The 21,887-nt window shown below is 68.0% G+C and carries 20 protein-coding genes; 15 read left to right on the forward strand and 5 right to left on the reverse strand.

Features of this window, described 5'->3' with window-relative positions; genetic code table 11:
* Positions 1–23 precede the first annotated feature (23 nt).
* From pyrH to Ssi02_RS08220, 3 genes are all read left to right on the forward strand, one after another.
* Positions 24–791 (forward strand): UMP kinase, encoded by a 768-nt coding sequence (gene pyrH / locus Ssi02_RS08210; protein WP_307825601.1) that lies wholly within the window; start codon positions 24–26, stop codon positions 789–791.
* Positions 792–850: 59 nt separating this feature from the next.
* Complete coding sequence (frr, locus tag Ssi02_RS08215; RefSeq protein ID WP_204022851.1) at positions 851–1,408, forward strand: ribosome recycling factor; 558 nt, start codon at positions 851–853, stop codon at positions 1,406–1,408.
* A 96-nt stretch (positions 1,409–1,504) separates the two neighbouring features.
* Positions 1,505–2,365 (forward strand): phosphatidate cytidylyltransferase, encoded by an 861-nt coding sequence (locus tag Ssi02_RS08220; RefSeq protein WP_275410625.1) that lies wholly within the window; start codon positions 1,505–1,507, stop codon positions 2,363–2,365.
* A 49-nt stretch (positions 2,366–2,414) separates the two neighbouring features.
* Here the strand turns inward: Ssi02_RS08220 and Ssi02_RS08225 are convergent, their stop codons facing one another.
* Positions 2,415–3,641, reverse strand: coding sequence for a suppressor of fused domain protein (locus tag Ssi02_RS08225; RefSeq protein ID WP_239128702.1), 1,227 nt, complete (start codon positions 3,639–3,641; stop codon positions 2,415–2,417).
* A gap of 483 nt (positions 3,642–4,124) precedes the next feature.
* On the opposite strand from Ssi02_RS08225, the gene rlmN reads away from it, so the two are divergent.
* Both rlmN and Ssi02_RS08235 read left to right on the forward strand, forming a co-directional pair.
* Positions 4,125–5,243, forward strand: a complete 1,119-nt coding sequence (rlmN, locus tag Ssi02_RS08230) for a dual-specificity RNA methyltransferase RlmN (RefSeq protein WP_204022855.1) — start codon at positions 4,125–4,127, stop codon at positions 5,241–5,243.
* Positions 5,240–5,530, forward strand: a complete 291-nt coding sequence (locus tag Ssi02_RS08235) for a DivIVA domain-containing protein (RefSeq protein WP_204022859.1) — start codon at positions 5,240–5,242, stop codon at positions 5,528–5,530. Before rlmN ends, Ssi02_RS08235 begins: the two co-directional genes overlap by 4 nt.
* Before the next feature lie 556 nt (positions 5,531–6,086).
* Here the strand turns inward: Ssi02_RS08235 and Ssi02_RS08240 are convergent.
* Complete coding sequence (locus tag Ssi02_RS08240; RefSeq protein ID WP_204022860.1) at positions 6,087–7,553, reverse strand: PucR family transcriptional regulator; 1,467 nt, start codon at positions 7,551–7,553, stop codon at positions 6,087–6,089.
* Positions 7,554–7,903: 350 nt separating this feature from the next.
* Here Ssi02_RS08240 and speB point away from each other — a divergent pair, with 350 nt between their 5' ends.
* The 3 genes from speB to Ssi02_RS08255 are packed head-to-tail and all read left to right on the forward strand — an operon-like array spanning position 7,904 to position 11,036.
* Positions 7,904–8,851 (forward strand): agmatinase, encoded by a 948-nt coding sequence (gene speB, locus Ssi02_RS08245; protein ID WP_204022862.1) that lies wholly within the window; start codon positions 7,904–7,906, stop codon positions 8,849–8,851.
* Entirely contained in the window at positions 8,848–10,398 is a 1,551-nt protein-coding gene (locus tag Ssi02_RS08250; protein WP_204022864.1) for a purine-cytosine permease family protein, read from the forward strand. The genes speB and Ssi02_RS08250 overlap by 4 nt, the downstream gene beginning before the upstream one ends.
* Positions 10,395–11,036, forward strand: coding sequence for a cyclase family protein (locus Ssi02_RS08255; protein ID WP_204022866.1), 642 nt, complete (start codon positions 10,395–10,397; stop codon positions 11,034–11,036). The genes Ssi02_RS08250 and Ssi02_RS08255 overlap by 4 nt, the downstream gene beginning before the upstream one ends.
* Before the next feature lie 32 nt (positions 11,037–11,068).
* Here the strand turns inward: Ssi02_RS08255 and Ssi02_RS08260 are convergent, their stop codons facing one another.
* Positions 11,069–11,569 carry an Lrp/AsnC family transcriptional regulator gene (locus tag Ssi02_RS08260; protein ID WP_204022868.1) on the reverse strand — a complete coding sequence of 167 codons (501 nt, stop codon included), beginning with the start codon at positions 11,567–11,569 and terminating at the stop codon, positions 11,069–11,071.
* A gap of 302 nt (positions 11,570–11,871) precedes the next feature.
* Here Ssi02_RS08260 and Ssi02_RS08265 point away from each other — a divergent pair, with 302 nt between their 5' ends.
* The 7 genes from Ssi02_RS08265 to Ssi02_RS08295 all read left to right on the forward strand — a co-directional run bounded on the left by Ssi02_RS08265 (position 11,872) and on the right by Ssi02_RS08295 (position 20,298).
* Positions 11,872–13,302, forward strand: a complete 1,431-nt coding sequence (locus tag Ssi02_RS08265; protein WP_204022871.1) for a gamma-aminobutyraldehyde dehydrogenase — start codon at positions 11,872–11,874, stop codon at positions 13,300–13,302.
* Between the two features lie 29 nt (positions 13,303–13,331).
* Positions 13,332–14,480 carry an ABC transporter ATP-binding protein gene (locus Ssi02_RS08270; RefSeq protein ID WP_204022873.1) on the forward strand — a complete coding sequence of 383 codons (1,149 nt, stop codon included), beginning with the start codon at positions 13,332–13,334 and terminating at the stop codon, positions 14,478–14,480.
* An 8-nt stretch (positions 14,481–14,488) separates the two neighbouring features.
* Entirely contained in the window at positions 14,489–15,739 is a 1,251-nt protein-coding gene (locus Ssi02_RS08275; protein WP_204022876.1) for an ABC transporter substrate-binding protein, read from the forward strand.
* Positions 15,740–15,741: 2 nt separating this feature from the next.
* Complete coding sequence (locus Ssi02_RS08280; RefSeq protein ID WP_204022879.1) at positions 15,742–16,593, forward strand: ABC transporter permease; 852 nt, start codon at positions 15,742–15,744, stop codon at positions 16,591–16,593.
* Entirely contained in the window at positions 16,590–17,411 is an 822-nt protein-coding gene (locus Ssi02_RS08285; RefSeq protein WP_204022882.1) for an ABC transporter permease, read from the forward strand. The genes Ssi02_RS08280 and Ssi02_RS08285 overlap by 4 nt, the downstream gene beginning before the upstream one ends.
* A 181-nt stretch (positions 17,412–17,592) precedes the next feature.
* Positions 17,593–18,987, forward strand: coding sequence for an NAD(P)/FAD-dependent oxidoreductase (locus Ssi02_RS08290; RefSeq protein WP_204022884.1), 1,395 nt, complete (start codon positions 17,593–17,595; stop codon positions 18,985–18,987).
* A 168-nt stretch (positions 18,988–19,155) separates the two neighbouring features.
* The gene (locus Ssi02_RS08295) at positions 19,156–20,298 is read left to right on the forward strand and encodes a DUF418 domain-containing protein (RefSeq protein ID WP_239128703.1); all 1,143 of its coding nucleotides are present in this window, start codon (positions 19,156–19,158) and stop codon (positions 20,296–20,298) included.
* 207 nt (positions 20,299–20,505) lie between these two features.
* On the opposite strand, the gene Ssi02_RS08300 is transcribed toward Ssi02_RS08295, so the two are convergent.
* The gene (locus Ssi02_RS08300) at positions 20,506–21,000 is read right to left on the reverse strand and encodes a beta-class carbonic anhydrase (protein ID WP_204022886.1); all 495 of its coding nucleotides are present in this window, start codon (positions 20,998–21,000) and stop codon (positions 20,506–20,508) included.
* Between the two features lie 99 nt (positions 21,001–21,099).
* The gene (locus Ssi02_RS08305; RefSeq protein ID WP_204022888.1) at positions 21,100–21,879 is read right to left on the reverse strand and encodes a PhzF family phenazine biosynthesis protein; all 780 of its coding nucleotides are present in this window, start codon (positions 21,877–21,879) and stop codon (positions 21,100–21,102) included.
* Positions 21,880–21,887: the final 8 nt, after the last annotated feature.

The following is a 21,887-nucleotide window of genomic DNA, read 5'->3' on the forward strand; positions in this document are numbered from 1 at the left end:
GACCACACGAGGAGGCCGCCTACGTGCAGGAGAATCACGACCCAGCTGCGTCGGCGGATTCGCCCATTTCGGGTCCGCTTCGCTGGAAACGGGTCATGCTCAAGTTGTCCGGTGAGGCGTTCGCCGGCGGGGAGCCGCTCGGCATCGACGCCGGCGTGGTCGGCCACCTGGCCGATTCCATAGCCGAGGCCGTGCGTGTCGGCGTGCAGGTCTCCGTGGTCGTCGGCGGCGGAAACATGTTCCGCGGCGCCGTGTTGTCCGAGCGGGGCATCGACCGGGCTCGGGCCGACTACATGGGGATGCTGGGCACGGTGATCAACTGCCTTGCGCTGCAGGACTTCCTGGAGAAGCGGGGCATCGACACCCGTGTCCAGACGGCCATCACCATGCAGCAGGTGGCAGAGCCGTTCCTGCCCCGTCGCGCCATCCGCCACCTGGAGAAGGGGCGCGTGGTGATCTTCGGGGCCGGTCTCGGATCGCCGTTCTTCTCGACCGATACCTGCGCCGCTCAGCGGGCGTTGGAGATCGGTGCCGAGGCGTTGCTGAAGGGCACGCAGGTGGACGGGGTTTACGACTCCGACCCGCGTAAGAACCCCGATGCCGTACGGTTCGACCATCTCGACTATGGCGAGGTGCTCACTCGCGGACTCGGCGTCATGGACGCCACCGCGATCAGCCTCTGCATGGACAACGGCCTGCCGATCGTGGTCTTCGACCTGATGGGTGAGGGCAACATCCTGCGGGCGGTGCGTGGTGAGAAGATCGGCACGCTTGTGAGCCCGGCCAAGTAGTCGGAGGGGTGTGCGGGGGCCTGTCCCCCCGCGCGGGTAGGGAGAAAGGGAGCCACACTGTGATCGAGGAAACTCTCTTCGAAGCCGAAGAGAAAATGGACAAGGCCGTCATGGTCGCCAAGGACGACTTCGCGGGCATCCGTACCGGCCGTGTCACACCCGCCATGTTCAACAAGATCAGCGCTGAATACTACGGCTCTCAGACGCCGATTCAGCAACTCGCCTCGTTCCACGTGCCCGAGGCCCGCATGGTGATCGTGCAGCCGTTCGACCGCGGGTCGATGAGCGCGATCGAGCGCGCCATTCGCGACAGCGACCTCGGTGTCAACCCGTCCAACGACGGCCAGGTCATCCGTGTGGTGTTCCCCGAGCTGTCGGAGGAGCGCCGCAAGGAATACATCAAGGTCGCGCGTTCCAAGGCCGAGGACGGCAAGATCTCCGTGCGCAACATCCGCCGCCGCTCCAAGGAGACCCTCGACAAGTTCATGAAGGACGGCGAGGTCGGCGAGGACGAGGTGCGCCGAGCGGAGAAGGAGCTCGATGAGCTCACCCAGAAGCACGTTGCCAAGATCGACGAGCTGCTCAAGCACAAGGAAGCCGAGCTGCTTGAGGTCTGAGTCCCCGCCCGAGGGGGCAAGTCAATCGTGATCCTTGTGTTCCCCGCCCTTAAGCGGCGGGGGCGCAAGGATCACGCGCGTGAGAGTGAGACCGTAGTGGAAGGTTCGGCTGCCGAAGGCAATCCCGATTCCACAAAGGGCGCACCGGGTGACGGTCGTGCCGGACGCAACCTTCCCGCGGCGATTGCGGTGGGCGTCGTGTTGGGCGCGGTCATCATCGGCTCGCTCTATTTCGTGGAAGAGCTCTTCCTTGCCGTGGTCGCCGTGGCGGTCGGGGCCGGGGTGAACGAGTTGGTCAAGGCGTTCGCCGCCTCGGACATCCGGGTGCCGCTGATCCCGGTTCTGGCGGGCTCGGCGGGCATGCTCGCCGCCGCCTATTGGGGTGGCACCACCTGGCTGCTGGGGCTGTTCGCACTCCTTGCCTTCGGCCTTATGGCGTGGCGCATGTTTCTGGGCGCGGAAAACTATGTCCGTGAGACGGCGGCCACCGTCTTGACGCTTGTCTACCCCTCTCTGCTGGCGGCCGTGGTGGCGCTCATGCTCGCCCAGCCGCACGGTCCCGACCGGGTGATCGTCTTCATCGCCACCACGGCGGCCAGCGATATCGGGGGTTACGCCGCCGGCGTTCTGTTCGGCAAACACCCCATGTCACCGACGATCAGCCCGAAGAAGACCTGGGAGGGATTCGCCGGATCGTCGCTCATGTGCATGGCGGTGGGGGCCTGGCTAATGGTGTGGCTGCTCGACGGTGAGATCTGGCAGGGAGTTCTGTTCGGCGCGGTCATGGTGGTCTTCGCCACCGTCGGTGATCTCGTCGAGTCGGTCATCAAGCGTGATGTGGGCATGAAGGACATGGGCAAGGCCCTGCCCGGCCACGGCGGCTGGATGGACAGGCTGGACTCGCTCGTCGCGGCTTCGATCCCGGCCTGGATCCTGTTGTCGATCTTCGTGCACTGATCACGCGAAGAACACCGATCAGTGCACTGATCTCACACAGAACCGCTGATCAGGCGAAGAAGCGGTGGTGTGACAGCCCGTTCAGCACCGATTGCGCCCCTTCACCCGCCGACGAGGACAACTCTCCCTCGGTCAACGGCACAAGCCAGAGCCACCGTACGGCGTCGCCCCCAAACGTGAACCCCGACAACGGCGGCAACCCCGGCGGATCGGCGACCAGCATCACTCCGGCGAACCCTGCGCCCAACGGGAATGTGGCCGGGTCGTGATACCACTTGGCGGTGTGGCAGTGCCCCAGCCAGGTGACGGAGTGCCACGGATATTGGCCCAGCCAGAGGAACAACCGGGCCGCTTCCCGCGGGTCGCCCCTGGTGGCGACCGCGAGTTCGATGCGGGCGAAGGCATCGGGCCGGTCGATATAGCGTTCGACGGTCGGCATGCGCTGGCAGCTCATGCCGACCGTTGACAAGATGGTGAAACTGCGCTGATCGTGCGGGGGCCGCTCGGTGATCCCCATCGTCGGCAGCCGGTCGCCTCCCGCGTCCCAATAGCGTCCGGCCGGGCCCGTCATGACGTCCAGGTGCCCCATCACGAACTGCTGGAACGACGCCCAGGACGCCTCAGCCCGCCGCCACTGCCAGTAGGAGTGGGCCTTGGCCAGGCGGGGCCCGAGCCCTTCGTAGGCGTCGGCCAGCGACCACGCGAAGGGAGATTCGCCGAGGGCGTCACGGGCATATCCCGGCATACCCCGGCTGACGTCGGCCCACCCCGGGATGACGGCGAGCAACTCGGTGCCCTCGTACAGGGCCACGCCGTCCCCCTCCTCGAACCAGAGGGCCGACAAACGCCCCAGGCGGTCCCTGCCGGTCGGGTTGCGGGTGTTCGCGCGGGGCATGAGCGGCGGCAGGCCCGCGCTGATGCGGCCCGCGTCGATCTCCTCAGGGGCCTCGACGTGGTTGGCCAGCCACGACGCCCCGTGAACCGTGCCGTCCCTGGCGCACAGGTAGGCCACGGAGGACACCTCGTCGCACTCGACGACCAGAGTCCTGCTGCGGTAGGGATTGTCGTCGTTCAGGACGACCTCGGTGTCCACGCTCGCCGATCTTCCACCCTCGTCGCCCGGCTCGGATTCCGCGGGCATACGGTGACGTGGCCCGGCCCGCCGGGCCCCCGCGCCCGCTGCGCGGGCGGAGTCGCCGCCCGTCTCCTGGTCACCCGAACTCTGATCGAAACCACGATCGGGTCTGTACGCCGGGTCGCGGTCCGGTTCGCGCATCGGACCGCTGGTGGACGACTCGTACGCCGAAGGCTCTGAGGGGTTGGACGGTTCAGACGGCGAAGCCGACCAAAATGTCGCCATACAAATGGACTTTAGATCACGCGAGAACTCGGATCAGGGCCCCCGGCAGAAGTCATCGAATCTCCTTGAGGTCAGACAGGCCGGACCTCCGCGGCGAACCGCCGGTCCGGCGGCGTGAGACACGATTTGGTAAGGTACTGCGCGGCCGTATTCGCCTGGCCGGCCGTGTGGTCAGCGGCGTCCTCGCCGCCTGCGTGATGAAGAGCCTGTGGGAAGTCGATCGGGCCCGTGCGATCGGCGGGATCCGTGTGACAGGTGAGACGGATGGTCCAAGACGGGCGCCGGCCTCGTCGCTCCGCTGTTCCGCCGCCCGGCAGTGACTTCATCGGCAAGTGCCGCTTCGACAGGTGTGGGCTCCTCAGGTTTCGGTCTGGGGGAGAAGCTTGAGTGGGAGAGTCTATGAGTGCCCCGAGCACGGAGAGCGGCCGTCCGCTGCTCACCTTCGCCGCGCCCCGCAGGGCCAAGCCCGCCCGCCACCTCGCCGACATGAGCGCGGCGGAAAGGCGCGCCGCGGTCGCCGAGCTGGGCGAGAAGGCGTTCCGCGCCGACCAGCTCTCCCGTCACTACTTCGAGCGGCTCACCACCGACCCGGAGGCGATGACCGATCTTCCGGCGGCCACGCGCGCCAAACTCGTCGAGGCCCTGTTCCCCACCCTGCTGACCCCCGTCAAGGAGATCACCTGCGACGGCGGCACCACGCGCAAGACGCTCTGGCGCCTGTTCGACGGCGCGCTCGTGGAGTCGGTCCTCATGCGCTATCCCGGGCGGGCCACGATCTGTGTGTCGTCCCAGGCGGGCTGCGGCATGAACTGCCCCTTCTGCGCCACCGGCCAGGCCGGTCTCACCCGCAACATGTCCACCGCCGAGATCGTCGAGCAGGTGGTCGCCGGGGCCAGGGCGATGGCGGCCGGTGAGGTGCCGGGCGGTCCCGGCCGCATCAGCAACATCGTGTTCATGGGCATGGGGGAGCCCCTGGCCAACTACAAGGCCGTCATCGGGGCCGTGCGCCGCCTGGTCGACCCGGCCCCCGCCGGGCTCGGCATCTCCGCCCGGGGCGTCACCGTGTCGACCGTCGGCCTGGTGCCCGCCATCGCCAAACTCGCGGCCGAAGGGCTGCCGGTGACGCTGGCCCTGTCGCTGCACGCGCCCGACGACGAGCTACGCGACACGCTGGTCCCGGTCAACACGCGCTGGAAGGTCTCCGAGGTGCTCTCCGCCGCCTGGGACTACGCCGCCACCACCGGCCGTCGTGTTTCCATCGAATACGCCCTGATCAAGGACATCAACGATCAGGAGTGGCGGGCCGACCTCCTGGGCCGCCTGATCAAGGGCAAACTCGCCCACGTCAACCTGATCCCCCTCAACCCCACACCCGGCTCCAAATGGACCGCGTCGCGCCCGGAGGACGAGGCGGCGTTCGTCCGGCGGTTGGAGTCCCACGGTGTGCCCGTCACCGTTCGCGACACCAGAGGCCGTGAGATCGACGGAGCCTGCGGTCAACTCGCCGCGGCACCTTGATCCCGGAGGGACTTGAGTGGCTGGCCGCCGAGGCCGACCGCGTCGAGCAGGCACGTTTCGGCTCGGCCCGCCTCGGCGCCGGCTACCGGGAGGATGAGGTCGATGCCTTCCTGGACCGCGTCGTCGGCGCCCTGCGCGGCGAGTCCGCCGACCCGGTGACCCCCTCGGAGGCCCGCTCGGTGCGATTCACCACCGTGGTCCTGCGCCCCGGCTACGTGATCGCCGAGGTCGAGCAGATGCTCGACAAGGTCGCCGACCTGCTTGAGCTTCTGGAAGAACACCAATAGTCCGTGCAGCATAAGCCTGCTGCGCCGTGCGCTCAGAAGAGCCGGCGCGGCCCGGCCGCCGGTGGGCCGCTGTGCTGTCGTTCATTTCGTGCTTTCTCCCGATCTGGTCTGCGGAATGCTCGTGGATGACCAAGGAGACCGCGACGCACCGCCGTACGCACCCTCGAACGGCATGGCCGGCACGCCGCTCCCGCCGCTTGGAAACGCCAAGGAAACATCCCGTGTCGTATGTATGACCTGCCGGAGTATCGAATCCCCGGCCGCGTCCGAAGGAGACGACACGATGCGAATGCGAACCGGCCTTGTGCTTGCGACCTTGGGGCGCACGACCTAAAGGCACGGCCGCCATCTCGCGCCGGCACTCGTGCGCGTCCACGACGTCCCCTCCGCCCTTCTCCCGGCCAGACGGTCATATGCCGCACCAGGCCACCGCCACAAGCAGCCGCAAGCCAGACAGCGCCGCACCAGCCCACCCCCACCGCCGAACAGCGCCGCGCTTCAAGACGACAGACAGCGCCAGTAAAGCGCCACACGGCCAAGCAGCACCGCCGGAAGGTCAGTCGATCAGACCCAGCTGTTCCGCCGCCCTGATGGCCAGCCACACCTCCGCGAAGGCCCCTGTGGAGGACAGGTCGCGCCCGCTGAGGGCGGCGAAGCGGCGGAGGCGGTAGGCCAGGGTGTTGGGGTGGATGTGGAGGGCACCCGCGGCGCCCTCGGTGTGGCGGTCGCGTTCCATCCAGGTGCGCACCGACAGCAGCAACTCCGCACCGTGATCGGCGTCGTAGCGGAGGACATCCCCGAGGACGTGGTCCACGAGCGCCTGGAGGGTGGCCGGGTCGTCGGGCAACCAGCGGCCGGTCGTGTCGTCGCCGTATTTCACGATCGCCTGGCCGGATTCGACGGCCCGCGAGGCGGCCCAGGCGGCCTCGCGGGCGGCCACCTTGATGGGGTCGCCGACGGGGAAGGCCCGGCTGATTCCGGCGGAGACGCCGGGGAGCGAGGCGACAGCCGTACTCAAGCCGGGGGAGGCGGTGGCGAGGACGTAGAGCTCGCCGCGGCGGCGGAGCATCAGGTGGGGGTGGTCGGCCAAGGCGCCGACGAGTGCCTGGTCGCTCACGCCGCGTACGGCGAGCAGCACGTTGTCGCCGTCGGCCGGCAGGCCCATGCGGACGAGGCGGCGGCGGGCCATCGCGGGGTCGAGGGAGTCCTGGAGGAGCTCGGCGAGGGTTTCCGCGCCCTCGCGGCGCAGGGTCTCGCGTTCGTGGCGCGCCATGGCGACCTGGAAGGCGGCCACGGTGGCGAGGTGCTGGACGACGGCGAGGCCGGAGGGCCGGGCGCCCTCGCGTTCGAAGGCGAGCAGATAGCCCGCGGGGCCGCCGGGGGCCGGCACGGGCACCACGAAGCCCCCGGGCATCGTGGGCGGCGCGTCGGGGCCGCTGGGCAGCGGTGTGGGCTCGGGCGGGGCGGGCACCCCGGGCAGCAGCGGGCGGCCCTGCGGGGTGCACAGGTAAAGGTCGTAGCCGGAGAGCCGCTCCAGCCGCTGGAACAGCGTCGCGCTGTCGAGGTCCTCGGAGGCGAGCCAGCGCAGCGCGCCGAACACCTGGAGCTGGGCGCCGAGGCGTTCGCCCGCGTCTTCCCGCACGGCAGCCGCGACCTCCTGGGAGATCGCGATGAACGGCACCGACAGCGGCACCTCAAGCACCGGTATGCCGCGTTCCTCGGCGGTGTCGTAGAACGCCTTGTGCAAGGGCGGCACGCTCAACTGCGTGGAGAGGGCGAGGGCGGCCACACCGGCGCCGTCGAGCCGTTCGAGGTAGGCGCGCTGGCGCGCGGCCGACCGGGGGACGGCGAGGCCGGTCGTCATGATCATCTCAGAGCCGAGCAGCCACGGCGTGGGGTCCTCCAGCTCGCTCACGTGAGCCCACGAGAGGGAGCGTTGCAGGCCGGCCTCTCCGGCGATCACCCGCAGTTGCAGTGCGGGGAACCGGACCAGTTCCTCGACCCTGATCCTGTTGACGGGCACCCTTCCAGCGTAGGTATGGCTTGTGGGAGGCAACAAGGCGCACCGGTTCAGTCTGTGGTCGCGACAATTGAATCGGTTGGCAAAACCCGTCCACACTGGAGGCAACCCCGAGGGCACGACCTGCTCCCTCCGCAGGTCGTGCTTCAAAGCCCGGCTCACACCCCCCGCCGGTAGCGGTCACTTCCTCCCGATCGCTACCTCGACGGTCGGCGGCACGAAGTCGGGCGGTGCCGCTGACGAGATCCCGGCGCAGGCGGTGTCGACTACCCCCAATGCGTTCCCGCCCCAACCTCCCGCCGGGGATCCTCCGCGCACCGATGAAGAGCGAGTGATGAGAGGAACCCCGACGTATGTCTGAACCCCGTGGGCCCGTTGACTCATCGAAGGTGCCGCGTTTCGCGGGGCCCGCCACCTTCGCCCGGCTTCCCCGGCTGGACGAGGTGGAACGGTGTGATGTGGCGGTCGTGGGCGTACCGTTCGACAGCGGGGTCTCCTACCGGCCGGGCGCGAGGTTCGGCCCGTCGGCGGTGCGGGAGGCGAGCAGGCTGCTCAGGCCCTACCACCCGGGGCTCGCCGTCTCCCCGTTCGCGGCGCTTCAGGTCGCCGACGCCGGCGACATCGTGTGCAACCCCTTCGACATCGGCCAGGCCGTCGAGATGATCGAGGACGCCGCCACGAGCCTCATGGCCGGGGGCACCCGCCTGGTCACGATCGGCGGCGATCACACCGTCGCTCTACCGCTGCTGCGTTCGGTGGCCAAGCGGCACGGGCCGGTCGCGCTGCTGCACTTCGACGCCCACCTGGACACCTGGGACACCTATTTCGGCGCGGAATACACCCACGGAACGCCGTTCCGCCGTGCCGTCGAGGAGGGGGTGCTCGACACCGAGGCGCTCAGCCACGTCGGCACCCGAGGCCCGCTTTACTCAAGCCGGGACCTCGACGAGGACAGGAGGCTCGGCTTCGGCATCGTCACCAGCGCCGACGTGATGCGCCGCGGCCTCGACGAGACGATCGGCGCGCTCAGGCAGCGCATCGGCGACCGCCCTCTTTACGTTTCCATCGACATCGATGTGCTTGACCCGGCCCACGCCCCGGGTACGGGCACTCCGGAGGCGGGTGGGCTGACCAGCCGCGAACTCCTGGAGATCCTCCGCGGCCTGGCCGGCGCCAACCTCGTCGGCGCCGACGTCGTGGAGGTCTCACCGCCCTACGACCACGCGGAGATCACCTCGGTCGCCGCGGCACACGTCGCCTACGACCTGGTGAGCCTGTTCGCGATCAAGGAGGGTTCATGACGGCGGCGCCCGCCGAGTCTCCGAAGATCACAGAGATCGAGACCTACGGCGTCGACCGCATTCCCGACCGCGACCGTACGGCACGCCCCATCGACCTTTTCCGCGTCTCCTTCGGCGGCGCGAACACCTTCGCCACCTGCGTGCTCGGCGCCTTCCCCATCCTTTTCGGGCTGTCCTTCCGGCAGGGCCTGGCCGCGACGCTGACGGGCCTTGTGGCCGGGGCGCTCATCCTGGCCCCCCTCTCGCTCTTCGGCCCCCGGAACGGCACCAACAATGCCGTCTCCTCGTCGGCGCACCTCGGCGTGCACGGCCGGATCGTGGGCTCCTACCTGGCGCTGCTCACCGCCGTCGCCTTCTTCTCGATCTCGGTGTGGTCTTCAGGGGACGCGCTCGTGGGCGGCGCCGCCCGGCTCGTGGGCGTCCCGCAGAACGACCTGACGCACGCCGTGGCATATGCGATCTTCGCGAGCCTGGTGCTGACCGTCTGCATCTACGGCTTCCGCTTCATGCTCCTCGTGAACAAGATCGCGGTGGCCGCGGCGTCGCTGATGTTCGTGCTCGGCCTCGTCGCCTTCGCCGGGGACTTCGACCCCTCCTACCCGGGTGTGTTCGCCTCGACGGCCGATCCGCTGTTCTGGCCGGCTTTCATCGGCGCCGCACTGATCGTGCTGTCCAACCCGGTCTCCTTCGGGGCGTTCCTGGGGGACTGGTCGAGGTATATCCCCGCCGACACCCCTCGCAGGAAGGTCATGGGCGCCGCGTTCCTCGCTCAGATCGCAACGATCCTCCCGTTCTTCTTCGGCCTGGCCACCGCCTCGATCATCGCCGCCAAGGCTCCGCAGTACATGGATCCGGCTGCCCCCAACTATGTCGGCGGCCTGCTGGCGGTCTCCCCGGGGTGGTATTTCCTTCCCGTCTGCCTCATCGCCCTGATCGGCGGCATGTCCACGGGCACCACCTCGCTGTACGGCACGGGCCTCGACTTCTCCAGCGTCTTCACGAGGTTCAGCCGGGTCCAGGCGACCGTGTTCATCGGTGTGCTGTCCATCGGGTTCATTTTCGCGGGGCGGTTCTGGATGAACCTGACCCAGAGCATCTCGACCTTCGCCACGCTGATCATCACCTGCACCGCCCCCTGGATGGTGATCATGATGCTGGGCTACGTGGTGCGGCGCGGGTGGTACGACCCCGAGGCCCTGCAGGTCTTCAACCGGCGCCAGCGCGGCGGGCGCTATTGGTTCAGCCACGGTTGGAACTGGCGCGGCCTGTCCGCGTGGTTCGTCTCCGCGGCCGTCGCCATCACCTTCACCAACATCCCCGGCCAGTTCGTCGGGCCCTTCGGCCATCTCGCCGGTGGGGTGGACATCGCCCTGCCGCTCGGGCTCGCCGTGGCCGGGCTGCTCTACCTGCTGTTGCTTCTGGTGTTTCCCGAGCCTCGTGGGGTCTTCGGCCCGAAGGGGCCACGGCTCGTGCGTGCCGCGGACGCGCCGACGCCGCCTATCATCGGGCCTGACAACGGAGTTGCAGGGGAGCCCGTCCATACATGATCGTCGACCTGTCGGTGCCGCTGACCACGGGGATGCCCGTCTATCCTGGCGATCCGTCGGTCGAGATCGCCCCGGCGCTGACAACCGCCGCCCACGGGGTCAACGTCCTCGGCCTGCACCTCGGGTCGCAGTCGGGCACCCACGTGGACGCGCCGTTCCACATCGACGACTCGTTGCCGAGGCTCGACGAACTGCCTCTGGAGCGCTTCACAGGCCCCGCCGCCGTGGCCGACGCGCGGGGCCTCGCCCCGCGTTCCCCGATCGGCCCGGAGCGGCTTGAGGCCGTCGCCACCGAGGGCGTCATCGTGCTAGTCGCGACGGGCTGGGCAGGTCACTTCGGCACTTATCACTACCTCGATCACCCTTACCTCACCGAGGAGGCCGCCGAGCTGCTCGTCGCCGCGGGCGTGCGCACGGTCGGAATCGACGCGCTGAGCGTCGACCCCACCCCCGCCGACGACTTCCCGGCCCACCGGGTGCTCTGCGGCGCCCACGCGGTGATCGCGGAGAACCTCCGGGGGCTCGACGTCCTCCTGGAGGCACAGGCCGCCGGGCGGGCGATCGAGGTCTCGATGTTCCCCCTCCACCTGCCCGGCGCGGACGGGTCGCCGGTGCGGGCCGTGGCGAGGGTCACATGACGGGCTTCCGCCGTATCTCCCGTGAGGGGCGCCTAGCGGGTGCCCCACGAGTAGGTCTGCTTTTTGAGCTTCAGGTAGATGAACGACTCTGTCGCCCGCACGGTGGGGATCGCGCGGATTTTGCCGAGAATCTCCAGAAGGTGGGTGTCGCCCTCGCAGACGACCTCCACGATCAAGTCGAACGATCCGGCGGTCAGCACGACGTATTCGATCTCGTCGATGGCCGACAACTCGTTCGCGACGCTCTCCAGGTCGCCCTCGCACTTGATGCCGATGAGCGCCTGACGGGGGAATCCGAGGGTCAGCGGGTCGGTGACCGCGACGATCTGCATGACGCCCGCGTCGAGCAGCCGCTGCACCCGCTGCCGCACGGCGGCCTCCGAGAGACCCACCGCCTTGCCGATCGCGGCATACGGCTTGCGCCCGTCCTCCTGGAGTTGCTCGATGATCTGCTTGGAGATGTCGTCGAGCACCACAGGGCCGGCCGACCTTGCCTCACTGCTTTCCCTGCGCACCTTGGGCGGGGTGGTCATCAGCTCTCCTTCAAGCGGGCGAAAAAGTTCGGCGCGTGCCGCCCTCCACTGATCCGGCCCCTCGCGGGGGCGAAGGCCGACGTGACAGGGCGGTGTACCCGTCATGTTGCCGTCCCGGACCGCCATCGTGTCAGCTCTCGAAGGTCTGTCAAGCGATTCCGTAGCAATTTGATATCTTCACCACGAAATCCCTTGTCGCTGCGTCCTTACTCTGTCAGTCTGCTCTCTCAGCACGCCTGTCAGGCTTCTGTCAGGGTTGGGTTGCCCGTCGCGGCATCAGCACTCCACCGAGGAGGTCAACGGTGACCACCCGTCTGCAGAACTACATCAATGGTGGGTTCGTGGACGCCAAGAGCGGCCGGTTCTCCGAGATCATCGACCCCTGCACGGGTGAGCCTTACCTTGAGGCACCCATCTCCGGCCAGGAGGACGTCGACGCGGCATACGCCGCCGCGGCGGCCGCCTTTGAGAGCTGGGGCCGCACCACCCCCGCCGAGCGCGCCAACCTGCTGCTCAAGGTGGCCGACGCGATCGAGGCGCGGGCGGACGAGATCAACGAGGCCGAGTGCCGCAACACCGGCAAGCCACGCGCCCGCATGGCCGAGGACGAGACCCCGGTCGCGGCCGACCACTTCCGCTTCTTCGCGGGTGCGGCGCGCACCCTGGAGGGGCCGACCGCGGGTGAGTTCCTCGCCGACCACACCTCTGTGATCCGGCACGAGCCGGTCGGGGTCGTCGGCCAGGTCACCCCCTGGAACTACCCGATGATGATGGCGGTCTGGAAGATCGCCCCCGCGCTGGCGGCCGGCAACACGATCGTGCTCAAGCCGTCCGACACCACCCCCGTCTCCACGGTCAAGCTGGCCGAGATCCTGGGTGAGGTCCTGCCCGCCGGCGTGTTCAACGTCGTCGTCGGCGACCGTGACACCGGCGCGCTGGTCGTCGGGCACCCGGCCGCTCAGATGGTCGCCATCACCGGCTCGGTCGGCGCGGGCATGGCGGTCGCCAGGTCCGCCGCCGACGACCTCAAGCGGGTCCACCTGGAGCTCGGCGGCAAGGCGCCGGTCGTCGTCTTCGAGGACGTCAAGGACCTCAAGGCGGCGGCCGAGGCCATCGCGGGCGCCGGGCTCTACAACGCCGGGCAGGACTGCACCGCGGCCTGCCGGGTGATCGTCCACGAGAGCATCCACGCGGAGTTCGCCGAGGCGCTGGCGCAGGCCGCGGCGGCGACCGTGACGGGCGACCTCGATAACGAGGAGGCGCTCTACGGCCCGCTCAACAACGCCGGCCAGCTCGCCCGCGTCGAGGGCTTCATCGAGCGCGCGCCGGACCACGCCAAGGTGCTGACCGGCGGCAAGCGGGTCGGCGACCGGGGCTACTTCTACGCCCCGACCGTCGTCGACGGGCTCCAGCAGGACGACGAGATGGTGCAGACCGAGGTGTTCGGCCCGGTCATCACCGTGCAGACCTTCAGCGACGAGGCCGACGCCCTGGCCAAGGCCAACGGTGTGAAATACGGCCTGTCCAGCTCGGTCTGGACGTCCGACCACGGACGTGCGATGCGGATGTCGAAGAACCTGGACTTCGGGGTTGTCTGGGTGAACACCCACATCCCGTTTGTTTCGGAAATGCCCCACGGTGGGTTCAAGCACTCCGGGTACGGCAAGGACCTTTCCGTGTTCGGTCTGCATGACTACATGAGAGTCAAGCACGTTATGCACTACATCGGCTGAGGCCGACTGAGAAGAGAGACAAGCCTGGTATGACCACTAACCAGGCGGGCGTGGGGGCGGCCGATGCGGCTGCCCCCGTCGTTTCCGCAGTGCCCGCCATTGAACTCGACGGTGTCGTCAAGGAATACCCCTCCCATGGTGAGGTCGTCCAGGCTGTCAAGGGCGTCTCTCTGACGATCGCGGAAGGGGAGTTCTTCTCCCTGCTCGGCCCGTCGGGATGCGGCAAGACCACCACCATGCGGATGATCGCCGGGTTCGAGGATCCCTCGCGCGGCACGGTCAAGCTGCACGGCAAGGACGTCACGGACGTCCCTCCCAACAAGCGCGACGTCAACATGGTGTTCCAGTCGTACGCTCTGTTCCCCCACATGAACGTCTGGGAGAACGTCGCCTTCGGGCTGAGGCGCAGGAAGACGCCCGAAGCCGAGATCAAACGGCGGGTCGGCGAGATGCTGGAGATCGTCGACCTCACCGGCAAGGAGAAACGCCGGCCGCGTGAGATGTCCGGCGGGCAGCAGCAGCGGGTGGCACTCGCCAGGGCGCTGGTCAACCGCCCGCGCGCCCTCCTGCTGGACGAGCCGCTCGGCGCACTCGACCTCAAACTCCGCCAGGCCATGCAGACCGAGCTCAAGCGCATCCAGCGCGAGGTCGGCATCACCTTCGTCTACGTCACCCACGACCAGAGCGAGGCGCTCACCATGAGCGACCGCATCGCCGTCATGAACCACGGCCTGGTCGAGCAGCTCGCCGGGCCTCGTGAGATCTACGAGCGCCCGGCGACGGCGTTCGTGGCCGGGTTCATCGGCACGAGCAACCTGCTCAGCGGTCAGGTGGAGCGGGTCGACGACGGCTTCGCCGTACTCGACCTCGGGGAGTGCGGGCAGGTGCTCGTGGCCGGCGCGCCGCAGAAGGCGGGCGAAAGGATCGAGGTCACCGTCCGGCCCGAGAAGATCACCATCTCCACGGACAGGCCGAACGGCAGAGCCAGCGCGATCTGCGGCCAGGTGACGGATGTGGCCTACCTCGGGACCTACAACAGCTATGCCGTCAGCCTCTCCACGGGGGTGGAGGTCACGGTCTTCCAGCAGAACGCGCTAGACAGCAGCACCACGGCGGAGCGGGGCGACTCCGTCTGGTTGTCGTGGCAGCCGCAGCACTCGTACGCGATAGGAAGTTGAGAGCGCCCATGGACCCCCGTATCGATCCCCCCTTTCTGCGTGGCATGACGCAGCGCCGGGCGATCAGCCGGCGCTCCGCCCTCAAGATGGCCGGTCTGGCCGCCGCCGGCGCCGCCCTCAGCGGGTGCAGCATCCCCGGCCGAGGCGTGACGGGCACGGTGGCGAAGGCCGACGCGGTCGCCGACTTCTGGAAGGGCAAGCAGAAGAACGGCTCGCTGCGCTTCGCCAACTGGCCGCTCTACATCGACAAGGAAGGCAGCCGGTACCCCTCGCTGGAGCTGTTCAAGGAGGAGACCGGGATCTCGGTTACCTACCAGGAGGCGGTGCAGGACAACTCCACCTGGTTCGGCAAGATCCAGCCCCAGCTCGCCGCGGGGCAGGACATCGGGTTCGACCTCATGGTCATGACCAACAGCATCCAGCTCAACCGGGCCATCCAGCTCGGCTACCTGGTGCCGCTCGACCACAAGCAACTGCCCAACTTCGGCGGCAATGCCGCGGGCCGGGTCAAGAGCCCGCTGTGGGACCAGGGGAACGCCTACACGGTGCCGTGGGCCGTCGGCGTCACCGGCATCGCCTACAACCCGAAATATGTCGACGGGGAGATCACCAGCGTCCAGGAGTTGTGGAACCCGAAATACAAGGGCAAGGTCGGCATGATGCTCGACTCGCAGGAGGTGGCCAACTTCGGCCTCTTCGCGACCGGCGTCGACCCCGACAAGTCCGCTCAGGCCGACTGGGAGAAGGCCGCAGCGAAGCTCAAGGAGCAGCGCGACCAGGGGATCGTCCGGAAATACTACGAGAACGACTACGTCGACGCGCTGGTGCGCGGCGACGTGTGGGTCACCATGGCCTGGTCGGGTGACGTCTTCCAGCAGATCGCCGAGGGGCAGGACCTCAAGTTCGTCGTGCCCGCCGAGGGCGGCACCATCTGGACCGACAACATGTGCATCCCGAAGACCGCGCGGAACCCGGTCGACGCGCTCATGCTGATGGACTTCGTCTACCGGCCCGACGTGGCGCAGATGCTGGTCGAATACATCAACTACATCGCCCCGGTGCCCGCCACCAAGGAGCTCATCCTCGCCGACGCCGCCAAGGCCAAGGGAGAGGACAAGGAGAGCCTTGAGCAAATCGCGAACAGCCCGCTGATCTTCCCCTCCAGCGCCGACCAGGCCAAGCTGCGTAACTACGTGACGCTGACCAGCGAGCAGGAGAAGGTCTTCGAGGGCATCTTCCAACCGATCACGCAGGGCTAGTCATGAGACGCCTCACCCCCTATCTGCTGATCCTGCCCGGCGGGCTGTGGCTCCTGGTCTTCCTCATCGTGCCGCTGGTCTACATGGCCTCGGTGTCCACGATGGAAGGCGACGTGGTCAACGGGTTCGCCCAGACTTTCAACTTCGCCGGCTATCTCGACGCGTTCGGCGCCTACCAGACGCAGTTCCTGCGGTCCGCGGTCTACGGCCTGGCCGGCACGGCGATCGCCATTGCGCTGGCCTATCCGATGGCCTACTGGATCGCCTTCAAGGGCGGGTCGCGCAAGTCGACCTACCTGCTGCTGGTGCTTCTGCCGTTCTTCGTGTCGTTCGTGCTGCGCACGGTGTCGTGGAAGTTCCTGCTCGCCGACGACGGCATCCTCTTCGAGCCGCTCAAGTCGATCGGAGTGCTGCCCGAGGACTTCCGGGTGCTCCAGACCACGGTCGCGGTGGTCGGCGGGCTGGTCTACAACTATCTGCCGTTCATGGTGCTCCCGATCTACGTCGCCCTGGAGCGGGTCGACTACCGGGTCGTGGAGGCCGCCTACGACCTCTACGCCTCACGGGTCGGCGCGTTCACCCGGATCGTGCTGCCGCTGTCGCTCCCCGGGTTGTTCGCCGGGGTGCTGATGACCTTCGTGCCGATGACGGCGGACTACGTCAACGCGGCCATCCTCGGCGGGCCGGACAACACGATGATCGGCAACATCATCCAGCAGCAATATCTGGTCAACAACGACTATCCGGTGGGCGCGGCCCTGTCGTTCACGCTGATGGCGGTCATGCTGATCGGCATCTTCGCCTACGCAAAGGCGCTCGGCACCCAGAACGTGCTGGAGGCGGCGGCCCGATGACGACACAGACTCTTCCCGGGAGGACGCGTAAGCCCAGGACAAGACTGGGCGACCGGCTCCTGCACATCTACGTCTGGCTCGTGCTCGCCTGGCTGCTCGCGCCGATCGCCGTCATGATCGCGTTCGGTTTCAACGACACCCAGAGCAAGTCCAACGTCAACTGGCAGGGCTTCACCTTCAAGTGGTGGGGACACCTCGGCGACTATCCCGACCTGACCGGCGCCGTGATCAACTCGATCACGATCGCGCTGGCCGCCACCGCGATCACCACCGCCCTCGGCACACTCATCGGACTCGCGCTCGGACGCTACCGGTTCAAGGGCGCCGGCCCGATGAACCTCGTCATGTTCGCCGCGATCTCCTCGCCCGAACTGGTCATGGGCGCCTCGCTGCTCTCGCTGTTCGTCAGCGCCGGAGTGCAGACGGGCTACGTGACCGTGGTGATCGCCCACGTCCTGTTCTCGCTGTCGTTCGTCGCGGTCACCGTACGCGCCAGGGTCGTCGGGCTCGACCCGTCGCTCGAGGAGGCCGCCCGCGACCTCGGCGCCTCGACCTGGACGACGTTCTGGCGGGTCACCTTCCCGATGATCGCGCCGGGCGTGATCTCCGGCGCGCTGCTCGCCTTCGCCTTGTCCATCGACGACTTCGTCATCACGCAGTTCACCAGCGGGGCCACGACCACGTTCCCGCTGTGGATCTACGGCGCGGTGCGGCAGGGAGTGCCGCCGCAGGTCAACATCCTCGGTACGCTGATCTTCGCCGTCGGCGTCGTCATCGCCATCACCAACTCGGTGCTGGCCCGCCGCCGCGTAACCTAGAGCCACCGATGCCCCGCGCCGTCCGCGGCGCGGGGCATCGGCATACCCACACCCAAGACTCCGGCAGTGAACAGGGAGGCGAGATCGGAATCAGGCGGGGGGAACCCGTGCGCGGCCGACCGGCGGCCACGCGATAGCGAAGAACAAGAGCTACACCAAGCATCAGTTGGGAAGTGAAATTGTGGATCCGCTGAAGGCGCTTGCTGACGCGGAGCGCAAGCCGTTCTGGCTGGACAGTCCGGCCAGTCCCGAGCCGCTGCGGCGGCTTTTCGACAACACACGCGCCGACCTGGTCGTCGTCGGCGGAGGCTTCTCAGGGCTCTGGACCGCCCTGATGGCCAAGGAGCGAGACCCGTCCCTCGACGTGGTCCTGCTGGAAGGACGCAGGATCGGCTGGGCCGCCTCCGGGCGCAACGGCGGATTCTGCATGGCGACCCTCACCCATGGGCTGGCCAACGGTCTCGACCGCTGGCCCGAGGAGATCGCGACGCTCGAACGGCTCGGCCGTGAGAACCTCGACGAGATCGAGGCGAGCCTCGCCCGCCATGACATCCGGTGCGGCTTCGAGCGCACCGGCGAGCTCCACGTCGCCACCGAGGAGTGGCAGCTCGACTCCATGGCCGAGCACGAGGACCTCGCCCGCGAGCTCGGGCAGGACCTCGTCGTGCTCGACGCGGCGCAGGTGCGCGCGGAGGTCGACTCACCCACCTATGTCGGCGGGCACTGGGACCGCAGCGGCGGGGCGATGCTCGACCCGGCCGGACTCGCCTGGGGCCTGCGTGAGGCGTGCCTCTCGCTCGGCGTGCGCATCTACGAGCGCACCCCCGTGAGATCCCTCCGCGACGACGGCGAGCAGATCGAGCTGCGCACCCCGCACGGATCGGTCCGCGCCGCGAGAGTGGCCCTCGGCACCGGGGTCTTCCCGCCCCTGCTACGCAGGCTCAAGCATTTTCTCGTGCCGGTCTACGACTATGCGCTGATGACCGAGCCGCTGTCCGCCGCTCAACTCGACCGGGTGGGCTGGCACAACCGGCAGGGCATCGGCGACTCCGCCAATCAGTTCCACTATTACCGGCTTACCGAGGACAACCGCATTCTCTGGGGCGGTTATGACGCCGTTTACTACAACGGCGGTGCGATCCGCCCTGAATATGATCAGAGAGACGAGACCTTCGTCACGCTGGCCCGTCATTTCTACACCACGTTCCCGCAACTCGACGACGTGCGCTTCACCCACCGGTGGGGCGGGGTCATCGACACGTGCAGCCGCTTCAGCGCGTTTTACGGCACCGCCCACGAAGGCCGCCTCGCCTACGCGGTCGGTTACACCGGGATGGGTGTCGGCGCGACGCGCTTCGGGGCCAACGTGATGCTGGACATGCTGTCGGGGGAGTCCACCGAGCGCACCCGGCTGCAAATGGTGAAGGACAAGCCCGTGCCCTTCCCGCCTGAGCCCGTCAGGTCGGGAGTGATCCAGTTCACCCGGTGGTCGATCGCTCAGGCCGACGCCCACCAGGGCAAACGCAATCTCTGGTTGCGCACCCTCGACCGGTTCGGCCTCGGGTTCGACTCCTAAGATCATCGTACGGCATACGCCGGATTTGTTGGCGTATGCCGTACGAGATGTAGTCGCTCGTCGGGTGCGGACTCCTACTAAAGGATTATCCGGGGTCCTCGAAATGTGTACATCGATTTGGGTCCCGGCGGTGAGGCCCGCCCCCGATCCGTGGCCGATCGTGGATAGGTGACCACAGCCACCAAACGCATCGACGCGCTCGACGTGCTCCGGGGTGTCGCCATCCTGGGCACTCTCGGCACCAATATCTGGATTTTCACCATGCCGTTCGGGGGTGGGGGGGAAGCGTCGGCGTTCGACGTCGAGTCGGTCCTGAGGTTCCTCGCCAACGGCAAATTCCTCGGCATGCTCACGCTGATGTTCGGCATCGGCCTGGAGTTGCAATATCGCTCGGCGCTGCGGCGCGGCATGCGCTGGCCCGGGTGGTATCTGTGGCGCTCCGCCCTGCTCCTGGTCGAGGGGCTCCTGCACTACATCCTGATCTTCGAATATGACGTGCTCATGGGTTATGCCGTGACGTCGGTCATCGTGGCCTACCTGGTCGGCCGCAGCGACCGCGCCGTGCGCGCCTGGATGACCACTATGGCCGCCCTGCACCTGCTCATGATCGGCGCGGCGACCGCCGCCGCCTTCGCCGGAGGGACCGCGGCGCCCGACCTCGGCACCATCGGCACCATCCAGGGCACCTGGTTCGACCAGGTCATGACCCGGATCAAGGAGCCCTTCACCTATCGGATCGAGTCGGTGTTCATCATCCCGATGAGCATCGTGATGTTCCTCGCCGGATCCCGCCTCTACCGCGCCGGCATCCTGGAGAACTCCACCCGCGGTGCCGCCCTCCGCACCCGCGTCATGGTTGTCGGCCTCGGTGCAGGCCTTCCGCTCAACGTGGCCACGAGCTTCACCCACCCCGCACTGTTCCTCGCCGACCGCTACCTTGCCGCTCCGCTCGTCGCCGCCGGCCTCATCGCCCTCGTCACGGCGGTAGTCTTCCGCCTGGGCGAACACCCCGGCGTCCTCCGCACGGCCCTCACCAACGTGGGCCGCACCGCCCTGACGTCCTACATGCTGCAGAACCTCGTGGCCGGCCTGCTCTGCTACTCCTGGGGCCTCAACCTGGCCGAGTCCCTGGCCTCCGCCCGCCCCTGGTGGGTGATAGGCGCCTGGACCGCCATCTGCGCCTTCCTCATGGTGTCCGCCACCCTCTGGCTACGCCGCTTCCCCCGAGGCCCCATGGAAGCCGCCTGGCAATGGGCCTACCTGAAGCCCCAGCCCAAACGCCAGTCCCCCCGAGAGAAGATCCCGGCCTGACCCTGGTGCTTTTCGAGCTCCACGGTGCGGCGAGGAGCGAGGTCGATTCCCTGTCTCACCAGGGCATTCTGATGCTTGGCCTTTCGGTCTGCCGCGGGGTTGACTTTCGATCTGCCGACAGGTTGGCTTTCGGTCTGCCGTGGGGTTGGCTTTCGATCTGCCGCCGCCGGACGCCCGGTCGTCCGGCGGGGCGGGAGGTCGGGAAGGTCAGGATTTGACCTCGCGGAGGTGGCCGGTGGTGACGTCGTAGACGAAGCCGCGGATCTGGTCCGTGTGGGGGATGAAGGGGTCGGCGACGATGCGGGCCACGGATTGGCGGACGTCCTCGTCAAGGTCGGTGAAGGCTTCGCCCGCCCAGTCGGGCTTGATGCCGACCTCGTCCTGGATGGCACGTTTGAAGTCGTCGTCGGTGAAGGTGAGCATGCCACAGTCGGTGTGGTGGATCAGGATGATCTCGCGTGTGCCGAGGAGGCGCTGGCTGATGGCGAGGCTGCGGCGCTCGTCCGCTGTGATGACGCCGCCCGCGTTGCGGATCACGTGGGCGTCGCCCTCGGAGAGCCCGAGGATCGCATACACGTTGATGCGGGCGTCCATGCAGGCGACGATCGCCAGGCCCTTGGCGGGGGGGAGGGGCAGCGAACCTTTGTCGAAAGCGGAGGCATAGCTTTCGGCGTGGGAGAGGAGCGCGTCGGTGACACTCATGCAAAACTCCGTTCGGTGGGATGCGCCCCCCATCGTTTCCCCTAATTACCTATAGGGTCAATGGGGAAACTCTCTGGGAATCCCCAAAAGATCCACACCTCAGACGTGCAGGTCGCCCGACCAGACCGTCACCGCGCGCCCGCCCAGCTCGACCCGGTCGCCGCGCAGCGTCGTGCGCACCACGCCGCCCCGCGCCGAGAGTTGCGCTCCCGTCAGCTCCGCCCGCCCGAGCTTCTCGGTCCAATATGGCGAAAGCACACAGTGGGCCGATCCCGTGACGGGATCCTCCGCCACGCCCGCTCGCGGCGCGAAGAACCGCGAGACGTAGTCCGCCTCGCCCGTCGCCGAGCGCGCCGTCACGATGACACCCCGGGCGTCGACCGAGAGCAGCCGCTCGACATCGGGGGCCGCCGAACGCACGACCTCCTCCGACTCCACCTCGACCAGCAGGTCGAACTGGCTGCGCCCCACCCACACGGCCCGCACTCCGAGCGCGTCGAGCAGCCCCCCGGGCGGCGCCGTCTCCACGGCGGGCTTGGCGGGGAAGTCCATGGTGATGAGCCCGTCCTCAGCCTGACGCGTGGACAGCCGGCCGCTCTTGGTGTCGAAGTCGAGCCGCCCATCAGCCCCGAGCGAGTAGAGCACATGAGCGCTGGCCAGCGTGGCGTGCCCGCAGAGCGCCACCTCGACGGCCGGCGTGAACCACCGCAGCCCGTAGGGCGAGCCGCCCCCGACGAGGAAGGAGGTCTCCGAGTGCCGCATCTCGGCGGCGACCTCCTGCATCCACCCCTCACCCGCGGGCTCGTCGAGCAGACAGACGGCCGCGGGATTGCCCCGGAACGGCACATCGGTGAAAGCGTCCACGGTGAATATGCGCATGCGGTCAA

Origin of the sequence: Sinosporangium siamense (genome assembly GCF_016863435.1) — a bacterium.
Taxonomy (GTDB): Bacteria; Actinomycetota; Actinomycetes; order Streptosporangiales; family Streptosporangiaceae; genus Sinosporangium; species Sinosporangium siamense.